Source organism: Hydrogenophaga aquatica, from assembly GCF_054780915.1.
Genome location: NZ_BAAGVK010000002.1, coordinates 179,551 through 194,824, shown reverse-complemented (window position 1 = coordinate 194,824; position 15,274 = coordinate 179,551). Strand labels below are relative to the sequence as shown.

17 protein-coding genes and 1 tRNA gene are annotated in these 15,274 nt (G+C 65.4%); 15 read left to right on the top strand and 3 right to left on the bottom strand.

Going from position 1 to position 15,274, the window contains the following annotated elements:
• Window positions 1-93 precede the first annotated feature (93 nt).
• From petA to ACYVHH_RS01985, 6 genes are all read left to right on the top strand, one after another.
• Entirely contained in the window at window positions 94-690 is a 597-nt protein-coding gene (gene petA, locus ACYVHH_RS02010) for a ubiquinol-cytochrome c reductase iron-sulfur subunit (protein WP_460563340.1), read from the top strand.
• Between the two features lie 23 nt (window positions 691-713).
• Entirely contained in the window at window positions 714-2,150 is a 1,437-nt protein-coding gene (locus ACYVHH_RS02005) for a cytochrome b (RefSeq protein ID WP_460563339.1), read from the top strand.
• A gap of 22 nt (window positions 2,151-2,172) precedes the next feature.
• The gene (locus ACYVHH_RS02000) at window positions 2,173-2,928 is read left to right on the top strand and encodes a cytochrome c1 (RefSeq protein ID WP_460563338.1); all 756 of its coding nucleotides are present in this window, start codon (window positions 2,173-2,175) and stop codon (window positions 2,926-2,928) included.
• A 108-nt stretch (window positions 2,929-3,036) separates the two neighbouring features.
• Window positions 3,037-3,648, top strand: coding sequence for a glutathione S-transferase N-terminal domain-containing protein (locus tag ACYVHH_RS01995; RefSeq protein WP_460563337.1), 612 nt, complete (start codon window positions 3,037-3,039; stop codon window positions 3,646-3,648).
• A 14-nt stretch (window positions 3,649-3,662) separates the two neighbouring features.
• Window positions 3,663-4,124 (top strand): ClpXP protease specificity-enhancing factor, encoded by a 462-nt coding sequence (locus ACYVHH_RS01990; RefSeq protein ID WP_460563336.1) that lies wholly within the window; start codon window positions 3,663-3,665, stop codon window positions 4,122-4,124.
• A 12-nt stretch (window positions 4,125-4,136) separates the two neighbouring features.
• A tRNA-Thr gene (locus tag ACYVHH_RS01985) sits at window positions 4,137-4,212 on the top strand.
• Between the two features lie 32 nt (window positions 4,213-4,244).
• Here the strand turns inward: ACYVHH_RS01985 and ACYVHH_RS01980 are convergent.
• The gene (locus ACYVHH_RS01980) at window positions 4,245-4,532 is read right to left on the bottom strand and encodes a hypothetical protein (protein WP_460563335.1); all 288 of its coding nucleotides are present in this window, start codon (window positions 4,530-4,532) and stop codon (window positions 4,245-4,247) included.
• A 109-nt stretch (window positions 4,533-4,641) separates the two neighbouring features.
• On the opposite strand from ACYVHH_RS01980, the gene hemC reads away from it, so the two are divergent.
• Genes hemC through ACYVHH_RS01960 form a run of 4 tightly spaced genes read left to right on the top strand, consistent with a single transcriptional unit; the run spans window position 4,642 to window position 8,904 of the window.
• Window positions 4,642-5,586, top strand: a complete 945-nt coding sequence (hemC, locus tag ACYVHH_RS01975) for a hydroxymethylbilane synthase (RefSeq protein ID WP_460563608.1) — start codon at window positions 4,642-4,644, stop codon at window positions 5,584-5,586.
• Window positions 5,583-6,386, top strand: coding sequence for a uroporphyrinogen-III synthase (locus ACYVHH_RS01970; protein ID WP_460563334.1), 804 nt, complete (start codon window positions 5,583-5,585; stop codon window positions 6,384-6,386). The genes hemC and ACYVHH_RS01970 overlap by 4 nt, the downstream gene beginning before the upstream one ends.
• On the top strand, window positions 6,383-7,618 hold the full coding sequence (locus ACYVHH_RS01965; RefSeq protein ID WP_460563333.1) for a uroporphyrinogen-III C-methyltransferase: 1,236 nt from the start codon (window positions 6,383-6,385) through the stop codon (window positions 7,616-7,618). The genes ACYVHH_RS01970 and ACYVHH_RS01965 overlap by 4 nt, the downstream gene beginning before the upstream one ends.
• Before the next feature lie 11 nt (window positions 7,619-7,629).
• On the top strand, window positions 7,630-8,904 hold the full coding sequence (locus tag ACYVHH_RS01960) for a heme biosynthesis HemY N-terminal domain-containing protein (protein ID WP_460563332.1): 1,275 nt from the start codon (window positions 7,630-7,632) through the stop codon (window positions 8,902-8,904).
• A 42-nt stretch (window positions 8,905-8,946) separates the two neighbouring features.
• On the opposite strand, the gene ACYVHH_RS01955 is transcribed toward ACYVHH_RS01960, so the two are convergent.
• Complete coding sequence (locus tag ACYVHH_RS01955; RefSeq protein ID WP_460563331.1) at window positions 8,947-9,525, bottom strand: DUF2062 domain-containing protein; 579 nt, start codon at window positions 9,523-9,525, stop codon at window positions 8,947-8,949.
• A gap of 64 nt (window positions 9,526-9,589) precedes the next feature.
• On the opposite strand from ACYVHH_RS01955, the gene ACYVHH_RS01950 reads away from it, so the two are divergent.
• Window positions 9,590-10,324, top strand: a complete 735-nt coding sequence (locus ACYVHH_RS01950) for a pseudouridine synthase (RefSeq protein WP_460563330.1) — start codon at window positions 9,590-9,592, stop codon at window positions 10,322-10,324.
• Between the two features lie 8 nt (window positions 10,325-10,332).
• Here ACYVHH_RS01950 and ACYVHH_RS01945 read toward each other — a convergent pair whose 3' ends face one another.
• The gene (locus tag ACYVHH_RS01945; RefSeq protein ID WP_460563329.1) at window positions 10,333-11,187 is read right to left on the bottom strand and encodes an alpha/beta fold hydrolase; all 855 of its coding nucleotides are present in this window, start codon (window positions 11,185-11,187) and stop codon (window positions 10,333-10,335) included.
• A gap of 40 nt (window positions 11,188-11,227) precedes the next feature.
• On the opposite strand from ACYVHH_RS01945, the gene ACYVHH_RS01940 reads away from it, so the two are divergent.
• The 4 genes from ACYVHH_RS01940 to ACYVHH_RS01925 all read left to right on the top strand — a co-directional run bounded on the left by ACYVHH_RS01940 (window position 11,228) and on the right by ACYVHH_RS01925 (window position 15,265).
• A complete protein-coding gene (locus tag ACYVHH_RS01940) occupies window positions 11,228-12,133 on the top strand; it encodes an EI24 domain-containing protein (RefSeq protein WP_460563328.1) in 906 nt (301 codons plus the stop codon).
• On the top strand, window positions 12,130-12,960 hold the full coding sequence (locus tag ACYVHH_RS01935; protein ID WP_460563327.1) for a competence/damage-inducible protein A: 831 nt from the start codon (window positions 12,130-12,132) through the stop codon (window positions 12,958-12,960). The genes ACYVHH_RS01940 and ACYVHH_RS01935 overlap by 4 nt, the downstream gene beginning before the upstream one ends.
• A 230-nt stretch (window positions 12,961-13,190) precedes the next feature.
• Complete coding sequence (gene glnA, locus ACYVHH_RS01930) at window positions 13,191-14,606, top strand: type I glutamate--ammonia ligase (RefSeq protein WP_460563326.1); 1,416 nt, start codon at window positions 13,191-13,193, stop codon at window positions 14,604-14,606.
• 128 nt (window positions 14,607-14,734) lie between these two features.
• Window positions 14,735-15,265 (top strand): hypothetical protein, encoded by a 531-nt coding sequence (locus tag ACYVHH_RS01925; protein ID WP_460563325.1) that lies wholly within the window; start codon window positions 14,735-14,737, stop codon window positions 15,263-15,265.
• Window positions 15,266-15,274 lie beyond the last annotated feature (9 nt).

Here is a 15,274-nt window from a genome sequence, read left to right as displayed (position 1 = left end):
GTTACGCTCCGCTACAATTCGGGTTGACCCTCGGTGGCACATGGTGCACCTGCAGGGCGTGCAAATGTCTAGCCAAGTCATTGAAAGATCCCCATGAGCGAAGCAACCGTAGACAACGGCCGCCGAACCTGGCTGATCACCTCGTGCGCCATGGGCGGCGTGGGAGCAGCCGCTGTAGCCGTACCTTTCGTCAGTTCCTTCCAGCCGTCCGAGCGCGCCAAGGCCGCTGGTGCGGCAGTGGAAGTTGACGTTTCCGCTCTGCAGCCGGGCGAAAAGGTAGTGGTGGAGTGGCGCGGCAAGCCCGTGTGGATCATGCGCCGCACGCAGGACCAGCTGGCCAGCCTGGAAAAAATCGAGGGCGATCTGGCAGATCCCAACTCGGACCGCAAGGCCTACCCGACGCCTGCCTACGCCAAGAACCGCCACCGTTCCATCAAGCCGGAATACTTCATCGGCGTCGGTATCTGTTCGCACCTGGGTTGCTCCCCCGTGGACAAGCTTCAGCCGGGCGCGCAGCCTTCTTTGCCCGACAACTGGCCGGGTGGTTTCCTGTGCCCCTGTCACGGTTCCACCTTCGACGTGGCTGGCCGCGTGTTCAAGAACAAGCCCGCCCCGGACAACCTGGAAGTCCCGCCGCACTACTACCTGTCTGACACGGTGGTGCTGATCGGTGAAGAACCCAAGGCCTGACCAGAACACTGCCGAGGAACAACATGGCTGCAGAATTCAAAGAACTCCCGCCGAACGCCACGGCCGGCGCCAAGCTCACCAACTGGTTCGAGAACCGCTTCCCGACGGCATTTGACGCTTACCGCGTTCACATGTCGGAGTACTACGCGCCCAAGAACTTCAACTTCTGGTACATCTTCGGCTCGCTGGCCCTGCTGGTGCTGGTGATCCAGATCGTCACCGGCATCTTCCTGGTGATGCACTACAAGCCCGACGCCTCGCTCAACAGCGCGGGTGTGCCGGTGGCGTTCGCCAGCGTCGAATACATCATGCGCGACGTGCCGTGGGGCTGGCTGATCCGCTACATGCACTCCACGGGTGCTTCCGCCTTCTTCGTGGTGGTGTACCTGCACATGTTCCGCGGCCTGATCTACGGTTCCTACCGCAAGCCGCGTGAACTGGTCTGGATCTTCGGCTGCGCCATCTTCCTGGTGCTGATGGCCGAGGCCTTCATGGGCTACCTGCTGCCCTGGGGCCAGATGTCCTACTGGGGCGCACAGGTGATCGTGAACCTGTTCTCCGCCATTCCCTTCATCGGTCCCGATCTGGCCATCCTGATCCGTGGTGACTTCGTGGTGGGCGACGCCACTCTGAACCGCTTCTTCAGCTTCCACGTGATCGCCGTGCCGCTGGTCCTGCTGGGCCTGGTGGTGGCGCACCTGCTGGCGCTGCATGACGTCGGCTCCAACAACCCGGATGGTGTGGAAATCAAGGGCCCGAACGCGCCCAAGGACGCCAAAGGCAATCCCCTGGACGGCATCCCCTTCCACCCGTACTACACCGTTCACGACATCTTCGGCGTGACCGTGTTCCTGATGGTGTTCTCTGCCATCGTGTTCTTCGCACCGGAGTTTGGCGGCTATTTCCTGGAGTTCAACAACTTCATCCCCGCCGACCCGCTGAAGACGCCTCCGCACATCGCACCGGTGTGGTACTTCACGCCGTTCTACTCGATGCTGCGTGCCATCACCACCGAAATGATGTACGTGCTCATCGCCTGCGTCGTGCTGGGTGCGCTGCTTGGTGTGACCAAGGCCAAGGCCGGTGCTGCCGTCAAGGGCGGCATCGTGGCCGCTGCAGTGGTTGTCGCTGCCCTGATGCTGTCGATCGACGCCAAGTTCTGGGGCGTGGTTGCCATGGGCGGCGCGGTTGTGATCCTGTTCTTCCTGCCCTGGCTGGACAACTCCCCCGTGAAGTCGATCCGCTACCGTCCGAGCTGGCACATCTACCTCTACACCATCTTCGTGATCAACTTCCTGATCCTGGGTTACCTGGGCGTGCTGCCGCCGTCTCCGGTGGGTGAGCGTGTGTCTCAGGCCGGTACGCTCTTCTACTTCGGTTTCTTCCTGCTGATGCCGTGGTGGAGCCGTCTGGGCCAGTGCAAGCCCGAGCCGGCACGCGTGAACTACACCCCCCACTGAGGCAGCCCACAGGAGAAACAACATGAAAAAATGGATTGCTGGTTGCCTGATGGCCTTGGGTCTGGCGACGAACGCCGTTGCCGCAGGCAGCAACTTCCCGCTCGACAAGGCGCCGAAGCTGACCAACGACATGGCGGCGCTGCAAAACGGTGCGAAGATCTTCGTCAACTACTGCCTGAACTGCCACTCGGCATCGTTCATGCGCTACAACCGCCTGACCGAAATCGGCCTGACCGAAAAGCAGATCAAGGAAAACCTGATGTTCGCGACCGACAAGGTAGGCGACACCATGAAGTCCGCGATCAACCCGGTGCAGGCCAAGGAGTGGTTCGGTGCAACCCCGCCTGACCTGACCCTGGTGGCACGTTCCCGTGCCAGCGGCGCAGGCAGCGGCCCGGACTACCTCTACACCCTGTTGCGCACCTACTACCGCGACGACACCAAGGCCACCGGCTGGAACAACATGGCCTTCCCCAGCGTGGCCATGCCGCATCCCCTGTGGCAGCTGCAGGGTGAACGCCGCCCGGTGTTCGAGAAGGTGATGAGCCACGGCCACGAGGTGGAAGTGCTGCGTGGCTGGGAATCGGTCAAGCCGGGTGCCCTGAGCCAGGCCGAGTACGATCGCTCTGTCGCCGAGCTGGTCGCCTTCATGGAGTGGATGGCTGAGCCGGGCCAGAACGACCGCATCCGTCTCGGCGTCTGGGTTCTGATCTTCCTGGGTGTGTTCGTGCTCGTGGCCTGGCGCCTGAACGCGGCCTACTGGAAAGACGTCAAGTAAGCCCCATCTGGCCCTGGTGGCCAGATCGACACAGTGGTTTTGCCGTGCCCCAGCGGGCTGAAACGGCAAGCCACTGTTTTTTGTTTTTGTGATTGAGGAGCGACCGCCATGATGGTTCTGTATTCGGGTACGACCTGCCCTTATTCCCACCGCTGCCGTTTCGTGCTGTTCGAGAAGGGCATGGACTTCGAGATCCGCGACGTGGACCTGTACAACAAGCCGGAAGACATCGCGGTCATGAACCCCTATGGCCAGGTGCCCATCCTGGTCGAGCGCGATCTGATCCTGTACGAGTCGAACATCATCAACGAGTACATCGACGAGCGCTTCCCGCATCCCCAGCTGATGCCTGGTGACCCGGTGGACCGCGCCCGTGTGCGCCTGTTCCTGCTCAACTTCGAGAAGGAGCTGTTCACCCACGTGTCCGTGCTGGAGTCCCGCACGACCAAAGGCAACGACAAGGCCATCGAGAAGGCCAAGAGCCACATCCGCGACCGCCTGACGCAACTGGCACCGGTGTTCCTGAAGAACAAGTACATGCTGGGTGACAACTTCTCCATGCTCGACGTGGCGATTGCTCCCCTGCTGTGGCGTCTGGACCACTACGGCATCGAGCTGAGCAAGAATGCCGCGCCCCTGCTGAAGTACGCAGAGCGCATCTTCTCGCGCCCGGCCTACATCGAGGCGCTGACGCCGTCCGAGAAAGTGATGCGCAAGTAAGCGCGCCAGACGTGATGAGCCAGGACGACGTTCCTTCCACCCGCCCGTACCTCATTCGTGCCCTGCACGAATGGTGCAGCGACAACGGGTACACGCCCTACTTGGCGGTGGCCGTCGATGCATCGGTGCAGGTGCCGCGTGAATTCGTGAAGAACAACGAAATCGTGTTGAACACGAGCTTCGATGCCACCAGCAACCTGCGGCTCGGAAATGACTACATCGAGTTCAAGGCGCGTTTTGGCGGCGTGGCCCGGGAGGTGATCGTGCCTGTCGATCACGTCGTGGCCATCTATGCGCGGGAGAACGGCCAGGGCATGGCCTTTCCTGCGCCTGCCCCCGTTGCCGATGCCGGTACCGAAAACGGGGCAGCCAAGGGGCTGCAGGTGGTGCCCGGTTCCGAGGGCGATGGCGACGAGCCTCCCACGCCGCCGGCGCCTGCGCCAACCGGCCGGCCGGCCCTCAAGCGAGTCAAGTAGAATCTTGCCTGCGCCGCTTTAGCTCAGTTGGTAGAGCAACCGCCTTGTAAGCGGTAGGTCGTCAGTTCGAATCCGACAAGCGGCACCAGATCCACAGCCCGGCATGCCCGGGCTGTTTTTTTATGTGCGTGCCCGCACCTTGATGCGCAGCTGGGTGATGGACTGGCCATCGTTGCGCAGCGCGGCAAGCAGGGCCGGTGTGAGCTGCTTGAGCTTGGTCCCCACGGCCGGATTGGCGACGAGCAGGCACCAGGCGGACTCTTCAACCGCGCCCGATTGCACGTGGGGCCTCAGGCCTGCGGGAATGTGTGGCTTGATCACCTCGAGCATGTGCTGCGACAGGCGCACCCGATCGGCCACCTGGGACAGCACCGGAGAGGCGTGGACGGCTTGTTGCAGACTGAACATGCCCGGATTATCGCCGCCGCCGCCATGTCACCGGTGCGTGCTAGGATCGTCCGTTTCCAACCTTGGTGTTCTAGCCGTGAGTTCTTTTGCCGAGTCCTCCTCTCTGTCCATGACCATTGCCACGCGTGAGAGCCGTCTGGCCCTGTGGCAGGCGGAGCATGTCAAGGCCCTGCTGGAGGGCCTAGGCCACCGCGTGACACTGCTGGGCATGACCACCAAGGGCGACCAGATCCTTGACCGCGCGCTGAGCAAGGTGGGGGGCAAGGGCCTGTTCGTGAAAGAGCTGGAAGTTGCGCTGGAGGAGGGGCGTGCAGACCTCGCGGTGCACTCGCTCAAAGACGTTCCCATGGAGTTGCCCGAGGGCTTTGAACTTGCCTGCGTGATGGAGCGCGAGGATCCGCGCGACGCGTGGGTGTCCCCCCATTGCGCCGGACTGTCTGACCTGCCCGAGGGGGCGGTCGTCGGCACCTCCAGTCTTCGCCGCGTGGTTTTGCTGCGCGACGCCTTGGCGGCCATCGGGCGCAGTGACGTGCGTATCGAGCCGCTGAGGGGAAACCTCGACACCCGTCTGCGCAAGCTCGATGAAGGGCAGTACCACGCCATCGTTCTGGCCGCCGCTGGCCTCAAGCGGCTGGGGCTGGAAGGCCGCATCCGCACGGTGTTCGAACCATCGCAGATGCTGCCCGCCGCAGGCCAGGGCGCCCTTGGCATCGAAGTGCGCAGCAACCGCCCTGAAGTCATGGCGGCGCTCGCTCCACTGGCCCACATGCCAACCTGGTGGGCCGTGGCCGCCGAACGCGCGGTGTCGCGCGCCATGGGTGGCAGCTGCTCGATGCCGCTCGCGGCCTTCACCACCTGGCTGGAGGCGCCGCACGCCAGCCAGGGCGGGCTGCTCCGCCTGGATGCCGCATGGGGGGACCCTGAAGGCTCTGGCGCACTGGTTCGAGTTCAGGCTCAGGCCCAGGTTGGCTCGCTGGAGGCGGCCGATGCGCTCGGCACGCATGTGGCCGCCCTGTTGCGGCAGGCAGGGGCACGGGGCGCAACCCAGGCATGACCGCGGTCATCGTCACCCGGCCGCCGACCGAGGCCGGGCCGTGGTTGAAGGCCCTGGCTGAGGGTGGGTGGAATGCCCACCCTTTGCCCTTGATCGACATTTCGCCCCCGGCCGAGCTGGCTGCGCTGCAGGCCGCGCGCCAGAAGATGTCGCAGTACGACGCGGTGATGTTCGTGAGCGCGCAGGCCGTCAGGTATTTTCTTGATGGCATGGCCTGGCCCGGGCAGGTTTCCACCCGTGCGTGGGCGCCAGGCCCTGGCACGGCCGCCGCGCTGCTCGCGGCAGGCGTGCCACGGGCCGCCATCGATCAGCCGGAGGCGGATGCCGCGCAGTTTGACTCCGAGGCGCTGTGGCGCGTAGTGGCCCCCCAGGTTCACCAGGGCCATACCCTGCTTGTGGTGAGGGGGGAGAGTGTCTCACCCACGGATGCGGCTGCAGCACGCGGTAGCGGCGCCCGGGGCAATGGCAGGGAGTGGCTGGCCGCCCAGTGCACCGCTGCCGGGGGTGTTGTCGACTGGTGCGTCGCCTACAGACGTCTCGTCCCGGTGTGGGACGGTGCCACGCGCGCGCGTGCCGAAGGCTGGGCGGCGGCAGGTGCAACGTGGCTGTTCAGCAGCAGCGAGGCCGTGGACAATCTGCGCAGCCTGTGCCCGCAGGTGTCCTGGAAAAACTGCAGGGCGCTGACCACCCACGAACGAATCGCGCGGTCCGTGCGTCAGATGGGTTTTGCCGAGGTGATATGCACCAGACCGGCTGTCACCGATGTGCTGCACGGCCTAGAATCGATGCATAAATCATGAACAACGAAATACCCACCCCCAACCCGGAGTCGTCCGCGCCGTCAACGGCGCCGGGTGCTGCTGCGCCCGCGCCCGAGCCGAAGCGCGCCACAGGCGTCACTTGGGGTGGGCTGGCTTTTGTGCTGGCAGCCGCCGCGCTGGCAGGGCTTTTCATGCTCTGGCAGCGCCAGGAGCGTGCCCAGGAGGAAATGGCCCGCCGTGCAACCGACGCCATGGCTGAAGTGACCGCCGCCCGGGCCATGGCTGCGCAGTCCGACTCGCTCACGCAGGATCTGCAGGCCAGGCTGGGCGTGGCGGAGTTGAGGCTCTCGGAAGTGAGCTTGCAGCGCAGCCAGCTTGAGGAATTGATGCTGAGCGTTTCGCGCTCGCGGGACGATAGCCTGGTGCAGGACCTGGAGTCCGCCGTTCGTCTGGCCATGCAACAGAGCCAGCTGACGGGCAGCGTGCAACCGCTGGTTTCCGCCTTGCAGGCTGCTGACCAACGCATTGAGCGCGCCGCGCAACCCCGCCTCAATCCGGTCCAGCGCGCCATTGGCAGGGACATCGAACGCATCCGGGCCGCCTCGCTGGTGGATGTGCCGGCCCTGGCCAGCCGCCTGGACGAATTGTTGCGCGGCGTGGACGAATGGCCCTTGCTCAATGCCGTGGGTGCAGCGCCTGCCCCTGCAGCGAAGACTGCATCTGCGTCAAACGGTACGGCGGTGGCCAAGGCCGCGCCTGCAGATGCCGTGCCACAGGAGCCGGCTGAAGGAGAGGGCGCGCGTGCGCCGGAACAGGATGTGCTGCCACCGGCAGCGCCCGGGGCGGTGGACCAGGATGGCACCTCGGGTGTCAGCCGGGCATGGCAGAAGGTTGAAGCCTGGTGGCAGGCGCAATCCCGGCGCTGGTGGGCGGCCATGCGTGAAAGCACAGCCGATCTGGTTCGTGTCAGCCGAATCGACCGGCCCGAGGCTGCGCTGCTGGCTCCTGAGCAGGCGTATTTCCTCCGCGAGAACGTGAAGCTGATGCTGCTCAACGCCCGCCTGGGCTTGCTGGGGCGCCAGCTGGACACGGCGCGTGCCGACGTGCGGGCTGTTCAGGCGCTGCTGGGCCGTTATTTCGACGTCGAGGCCGCGAATACCCGCCTTGCGATGGCGGCGCTCAAGCAACTGCACGAGGACCTGCGCCAGGAGGCGCTGCCCCGCCCTGACGAAACCTTGACTGCCTTGGCCGCCGCGGCCAGCGGCCGCTGAAAGGTGCGGGCATGAGGAGTGTTTTCTGGTTTCTTTTCCTCGCTGCCGTGGCGGTGGCGCTGGCCATGCTGATGGGGGACAACCAGGCTTCTGTGACGCTGTTCTGGCACCCCTACCGCGTTGATGTCTCGTTCAACCTGGTGTTGTTCGCGCTGGTCTTCGGTTTCGCGCTGCTTTATGGAGCGTTGCGTGGCCTGTCGGTCCTCAGGCGACTGCCCGAGCAGGCCCATCGCTGGCGTGCTCACCAGACGGAGCGGGCGATACACGCGAGCGTTCTCGACGCGCTCGCTTACCAGCTGTCTGGCCGTTTCGTGCGCGCGCAGTCGGCGGCGGAGCACGCGCTGGACCTGCTCCAGACGCAGGACCGTGACACGTTCGCACACCATGCCCAGGTGACGGTCCTGGCGCGTCTGCTGGCGGCTGAGAGCGCGCATTCCCTGGGGAATCTGGCACGCCGCGATACCCACCTGCAAGTGGCGGTCGAGGGTGAAGCGGCGCGCGCCGCTGGCCCCGCGCGCGAGGGGGCGCTGCTTCGAGCCGCTGGCTGGGCCGTGGATGCCCGGGATACGGCCCTGGCGTCGCGCTGGTTGCGCGAACTGCCCCAGGGGGCTGCGCGGCGCATCCAGACCTTGCGGCTCAAGCTCAAGCTGGCCAGGTTGCGGCACGACACGCACGATGCGCTGGACATGGTCCGGCTGCTGGCCAAGCACCAGGCGTTTTCACCGGAGGTGGCCAAGAGTCTCCGCCGTGGACTGGTGGTGGACGCGCTGAAGGAAACCCATGACGGTGCCCAGCTGCTCAAGGTATGGCGCTCCCTTGACGCTGGAGAGCAAGCCACGCCGGAGCTTGCGTTGGCGGTCCTCGACCGCTGGGACGCGCTTGGTGACGAGGTGCGTGCCGAGGCAAGCACCGAGCTCAAGCAGATGCTGGAGGACTCTGTGCGCAAGGTCTGGGACGCCTACCCCAGGCTGTCTGCCGATGCGCGGCTTCGTCTCGTTCTTCGGCTCGAATCTGCCTTGCCGGGGCTTGATGCGACATGGCTGGCCAGGATTGAACGGGCCCAGCGCGAACAGCCGGCGGATCACGGGCTGCAATACCTTGCCGGGCAGGCCTTCATGCAGCGTGAACTGTGGGGCAAGGCCTCGGCGTTGCTGCAGCAGGCCAGCCATGGTCCGCAGGACGCCGAACTGGCTCGCAGAACGTGGCGCAGCCTGGCCCGCCTGGCCGAAGAGCGTGGAGACGCAACGGCGGCCCAGGCGGCCTGGAAGAAGGCCGCGCTCGTCTGATGGCGGGGGCGGTCGGGGCCGCCTATCCGGCCTGAAGGTCTGTCAGGGGGATTGCCGCTGCTTGAGCCGCCGTTTGCGCGACCAGCGCACCTTCAGCGCCCAAAGCAGGCTCACCAGAAAGTAGGCGCTGACGCCCGTCAGTGTGGCGATGATGGCCAGGCCAACGATCAGCGGCTTGCCGACTTCTCCCAATTGGTGCCACGCATTGACCACCCGTCCCCAGACGCTCAGGTCTTCGGCGGGTTCGCCCTCGGGCATGGAGACGGCGAGCACCGACTCCACATCCTTCCTGTCTGCTTCGGGTTCGAACAGCACGGCGCGGCCCAGTTTGTAGGCACCGTAGTAGACGGGGCCGAAGGTGACAGGGTTGGTCACCAGAGTGCTGGCCACGGCAACCGGCAGGTTGGCTCTGAGGATCACGGCCAGTGTGGCCGAGACCGGGATCTGCGCGACAGGAATGAGCAGGCCGAAGAAGATACCCAGTGCCAGACCCAGCGCAATGCCCTTGCGGCTCATGTGCCACAAGCGGGGGTGGTGCAATGCCGGGCCGAGCCAGCGCAGCCAGCGGTTGTTGTGCAGGCTTTCGCGGGTGGGTAGCAGTTTTTTCAACCGGTGCTTCATGGTCTGTGTCGTCTTGCGCAGGGCGTCTCCATGTCAAATTTTCGCTGATGTATCCTCGTCTGCCATGACGCCATTGCAAGACATTCTTTATTCTCAGGGGTTCGGCACACGGCGTGTGTGCTGTGGCCTGGTGCAGCAGGGGTTGGTGAGCATTGGCGAGCCGCCGCGTGTCTGTACCGACGCCATGGAAATGCTGGAGCCTGAAGGCCTGGTCTTCCATGTGCAGGGGCAGCGCTGGGAGTATCAGCACCATGCTTACCTGATGCTGAACAAGCCTGCGGCCTACGAGTGTTCGCAGAAGCCCAGCGCCTGGCCCAGCATCTACACCCTGCTGCCAGCGCCACTGCGGGCCAGGCCATCGGGCGCGGCCAGCGGCGTGCAGGCGGTCGGCCGTCTGGATCAGGACACCACCGGGCTGTTGCTGCTGTCTGACGACGGCAAGTTCATTCATCGCCTGTCGTCGCCCAAGCACCACGTGCCCAAGGTCTATCTGGCGACATGCAAGCACCCTGTCACGGATGCCCAGGTCCAGCGGCTGCTGGATGGCGTGGTGCTGGACGACGATCCCAAGCCGGTGCGCGCCACGTCCGCCCGCGCGCTGGACAGCCACTTGCTGCAGCTGACGCTGACCGAAGGCAAATACCACCAGGTCAAGCGCATGGTGGCCGCCGTGAGCAACAGGGTGGAGGCGCTGCACCGCAGCCAGATCGGGCCGGTGGAGCTGCCCGATGACCTCAAGCCCGGTGAGTGGCGCTGGCTCACGCCGCAGCAGGTTGCCGCGCTGGTGGCCAAGGCCTGACGGTCTGCTCAGGGTAGATCGCGCAGGAAGGCCTCCAGGCCGGCGGTCAGTGCTTCCGGCTGGTCGCGGTGCGGGCTGTGACCGCAGGCATCCAGCTCCAGGCGCTTGGCCTGGGGAGCTGCGGCTTCGATTTCGTCCAATTGGGCCAGGGTGCCGTATTCGTCGTCCTTGCCCTGCGCCAGCATCAGCGGCGCGCGGATGCGGCGGCAGTCCGCACGCATGTCAAAGGTGCGGAACGCGTCCGACAGCCAGACGTCGTTCCACTGCCAGAAGGCACAGTCCACGTCCTGGTGGTGGCGCGCCAGGCGTTCGCGCAGGCCGTGCTGCAGGTAGGCGTCGCGCGCCTGTGCGATGGAGCGCAGGGCCACGTCTTCCACGAACACGTGCGGGGCCATGGCTACGCAGGCCGTGACGGGGTGGCGGCTGGCGTGAAGCAGGGCGATGGTGGCGCCGTCGGAGTGGCCGACGAGCACGGGCCGCTCCACGCCGCAGCTGGCGAGCAGGCGCGGCAGCACTTCAAAGGCTTCGACGTGCATGTAGTCAGCCGCGTGACGGCCGGTGCGCCAGAAGCCGTTTCGTCCGGCGGCGCCCCGGACGTTGGGGACGGGGTCGGATTGCCCGTACCCGCGGCGCGAATAGACCAGACCGGCGCGGCCGGTGCGGGCGCACAGCTCCATGGGCCAATAGCGGTGGCGGGTGCCCCACAGGGAGACGGAGCCCAGTCCTTCGTGCAGGAACACGAGCGGTGCCCGGTGTGGCGCTTCGGCAGGGGCGGGAATGTGCAGCACCTCAAGCTGCACGCCTTCGATGGTGGCCCGCGTCGTCGGGGGCAGGGTGTGGCTGGCTTCGGACATGGCAGGCATGTTAGCGGCGTGGTAACGCGTTCGTTGTATTCTTGGCGTCATGCGTCTGCTCATTGGTTCCTTCTGGCGCGCGGTGGCCTACTGCCTGCACCCGCGTGTCATCGCCCTGTCGATCCTGCCCCTGGTGCTGATGGTGGCCGCGTCTTTCGCGCTCGGCTACTTCTTCTGGGATGCGGCCGTGGCGGGCGTTCTGGAGTGGATCGAGACGCAGGAACTGATCACCTTTGCGTTGCGCTGGCTGGAGTCCGTGGGCATTGGCAGCCTGGGCGGGGTGCTGGCGCCGCTGGTCGTGCTGGTGGTGGCCACGCCCATCATCGTGCTGCTGGTGCTGCTGCTGGTGGCCTTGCTCATGACGCCCGCCATCGTGGAGCTGGTGGCGCAGCGGCGGTTTGCCGCGCTTGAGCGCAGGCACGGCGGGTCCTTCTGGGCGAGTGCCGGGTGGTCGCTGTGGTCGACCGTGCTGGCCGCGCTGATGCTGCTGGTGTCCATGCCCCTGTGGCTGATACCGCCCCTGGTGCTGGTGCTGCCGCCGCTGATCTGGGGCTGGCTGACCTACCGCGTGTTCGCCTTCGATGCCCTGGCTGAACATGCCAGCCGCGAGGAACGCGAGCAGATCATGGCAGCGCACCGCATGCCGCTGCTGGCGATGGGCGTGCTGTCCGGCTTCCTGGGGGCCGCGCCCAGCCTGCTGTGGGCGTCTGGGGCCATGTTCATTGCGCTGGCGCCGCTGCTGGTGCCGCTGGCCATCTGGATCTACGCGCTGGTGTTCGCGTTTGCCTCGCTGTGGTTCGCGCATTACCTGCTTGCGGCCCTGGACGTGGCGCGTGCAGCGGCGGCCCCGAAGGTGGATGCCCCGCCGCCGTCCGATTCCGTGTTTCCTTCTTCCCCTGACAAGAACCGCCTTGCGTCGGACGTGATCGACGTGGAGGCAAGAGACGTCTCATGAGCACCACAGCCATGCCCGCCTTCGGGCTCATCATCGTTGGCGATGAAATCCTCTCTGGCAAGCGCGCCGACAAGCACATGCCCAAGGTCATCGAGCTGCTGGGCGCGCGCGGCCTGACGCTGGCCTGGGCGCGCTACGTCGGGGACGACCGCCCGGCCATCACGGCGGCCCTGCGCGACGCGTTTGCCAGCGGCGACGTGGTGTTTTCCTGCGGCGGCATTGGCGCGACACCGGATGACCACACCCGCCAGTGCGCGGCAGCGGCATTGGGGGTTGACCTGCTCTTGCATCCCGAAGCCAAGGCCCTGATACAGGAGCGCATGCGGGACGTGGCGCAGGAACAGGGCGTTCCCTACGAGCCGGACCGCGATGACAACGTGCACCGGCTCAACATGGGCGTGTTCCCTGCGGGTGCGGGCATCATCCCCAATCCGTACAACAAGATTCCCGGGTTCTCGTGCGAGGGACCAGGGGGTGGCGCAGTGCATTTCGTGCCGGGCTTCCCCGTCATGGCGTGGCCGATGATCGAGTGGGTGCTGGACCAGCGGTACGCCCACCTGTTCCGCCGTGTCACGCGCGAGGAGCGGTCGGTCATCGTCTTTGGCGCCATGGAGGCGGCCTTGACCCCCTTGATGGAGGCCGTCGAGGCGCGCCACCCGGGTGTCAAGGTGTTCAGCCTGCCTAGCGTGGACCACCCGCAGTGGGGGCGCCACATCGAACTGGGCGTCAAGGGTGAGGCGGGACTCACGGCGCCTGCCTACGCTGACCTCAGGCAGGGCCTGGTGGCGGTGGACGCCAAGCTTGGCCCCGAAATGGTGCGTTCTTGATTGCACTTAGTTGGTGCGTACTGCACCTATAAGGTGCTGATACGCGATTTTTGAGCCAGGCAGGTGTGGTTTGCTTGCACCTGCGGCACGCAAACAGGGCGTGCAAACCGGGCACAATAGCGGCGTGCGCCGTACCGGCTTGGTGCGACCACCGGCCCGGCGGAGTTGGCATGGATGCTGCTTCAACGACGCGGTCAAGTTTTTTTACCCATCCGACCAGGAGATTTCTGATGGCCAAGACCGTCGCAGACGTGATGAATATGGTGAAGGACAACGACGTCAAGTTCGTCGATTTCCGCTTCACCGACACCCGTGGCAAGTGGCAGCACATTACCATTCCCGTGTCGCAGTTCGGCGAGAGCAAGTTCGACGAAGGCCAGGCGTTCGACGGCTCCTCCATCGCCGGCTGGAAAGGCATTGAAGCCTCCGACATGCTGCTGATGCCCGATGCCAACACCGCTTTCGTCGACCCGTTCGTCGAGGAAACCACGCTGGTGCTGGTCTGCGACGTGATCGAGCCGACCGACGGCAAGGCCTACGAGCGCGACCCCCGCTCCATCGCCAAGCGCGCTGAAACCTACCTGAAGGCCACCGGCCTGGGCGACGTGGCCTTCTTCGGTCCGGAACCCGAGTTCTTCCTGTTTGACGAAGTGCGCTGGAGCAACGAACCCGGCCACAGCTTCTACCAGATCGAGGAATACGAAGCCCCCTGGAACAGCGGCGCCAAGATCGAAGGCGGCAACCGTGGCCACCGTCCCCGCACCAAGGGCGGCTACTTCCCCGTGGCGCCGGTGGACAGCACCATCGACATGCGCAACGAGATGGTACTGATCCTGGAAGCCGTGGGCGTGCCCGTGGAAGTGCACCACCACGAAGTGGCTGGCGCCGGTCAGTGCGAACTGGGTACCAAGTTCTCGACCCTGGTCGAGCGCGCTGACTGGACCCTGCTGCAGAAGTACGTGATCCAGAACGTGGCCAACGCCTATGGCAAGACCGCCACCTTCATGCCCAAGCCCTACCATGGCGACAACGGTTCCGGCATGCACGTGCACCAGTCGATCTGGAAAGACGGCAAGAACCTGTTCGCTGGCAGCGGCTACGCCGGCCTGAGCGACTTCGCGCTGTACTACATCGGTGGCATCATCAAGCACGCCCGTGCCCTGAACGCCATCACCAACCCCGGTACCAACAGCTACAAGCGCCTGGTTCCCCACTTCGAAGCCCCGGTGAAGCTGGCCTACTCCGCCAAGAACCGTTCCGCTTCCATCCGCATCCCGAACGTGGCGTCCGACAAGGCCCGCCGCGTGGAAGCCCGCTTCCCGGATCCCCTGTGCAACCCCTACCTGGGCTTTGCCGCGCTGCTGATGGCCGGTCTGGATGGCGTGGAGAACAAGATCCACCCGGGCGAGGCCGCCACCAAGGACCTGTACCACCTGCCCCCGGAAGAGGACAAGCTGGTGCCCACCGTGTGCCACAGCCTGGACCAGGCCCTGGAGCACCTGGACAAGGACCGCGCGTTCCTGACCAAGGGCGGTGTGTTCACCGACGCCTGGATCGACGCCTACATCGAGCTGAAGATGCAGGAAGTGACCCGCGCCCGCGTGGAAGTCTCTCCGGTCGAGTACGACATGTACTACAGCCTCTGATCGACGCTGCGATCGCACAGGAAAGGGACGGTGGAAACCGTCCCTTTTTTGTCTTGGGGAAGCGTGGCACTTTTCAGCGATACTGGGCGTCTGACACGAAGGGGGTACACAGAACCCCGGAGCAAAAGATGTTGATTTCCTGCAAGAACCGGCAAGCCAGCGCCGTGCTTTTGGGCCTTTGCATGGGACTGGCGGCGCTGCCTGCCCTGGCCCAAAGCCAGATCTACCGCTGTGGCAACGAATACACGAACAACCCTGGAGACGCCAAGGCGCGGGGTTGCCGCCTGGTCGAGGGTGGCAACCTGACCATTGTGGAAGGGGCGCGTCCGGCGCCAGCTGCCGCGCCGAATGCCGCCAACGCCACGGCGCCGCGTGCCCGTGCGCCTGGCGAGCGCGTGGGCGCTGCCGAGCAGCGTGCGCGTGACAGTGATGCGCGCGCCATCCTTGAAGCTGAGCTGCGCAAGGCCGAAGCGCGCGTGGCGGAGTTGCGTGCCGAGTACAACAATGGCGAGCCGGTCAAGACCCCTGCCGAGGTGCGCAACCCGAAGCTCTACCAGGACCGCCTGGCAGATGTGAAGGCGACCCTGGAGCGTGCCGAAGCCGACGTCGCGGGCATCAAGCGCGAGTTGGCGCGCACCGAAGGCAACACAGGCCGGTGAGCCGCGCAG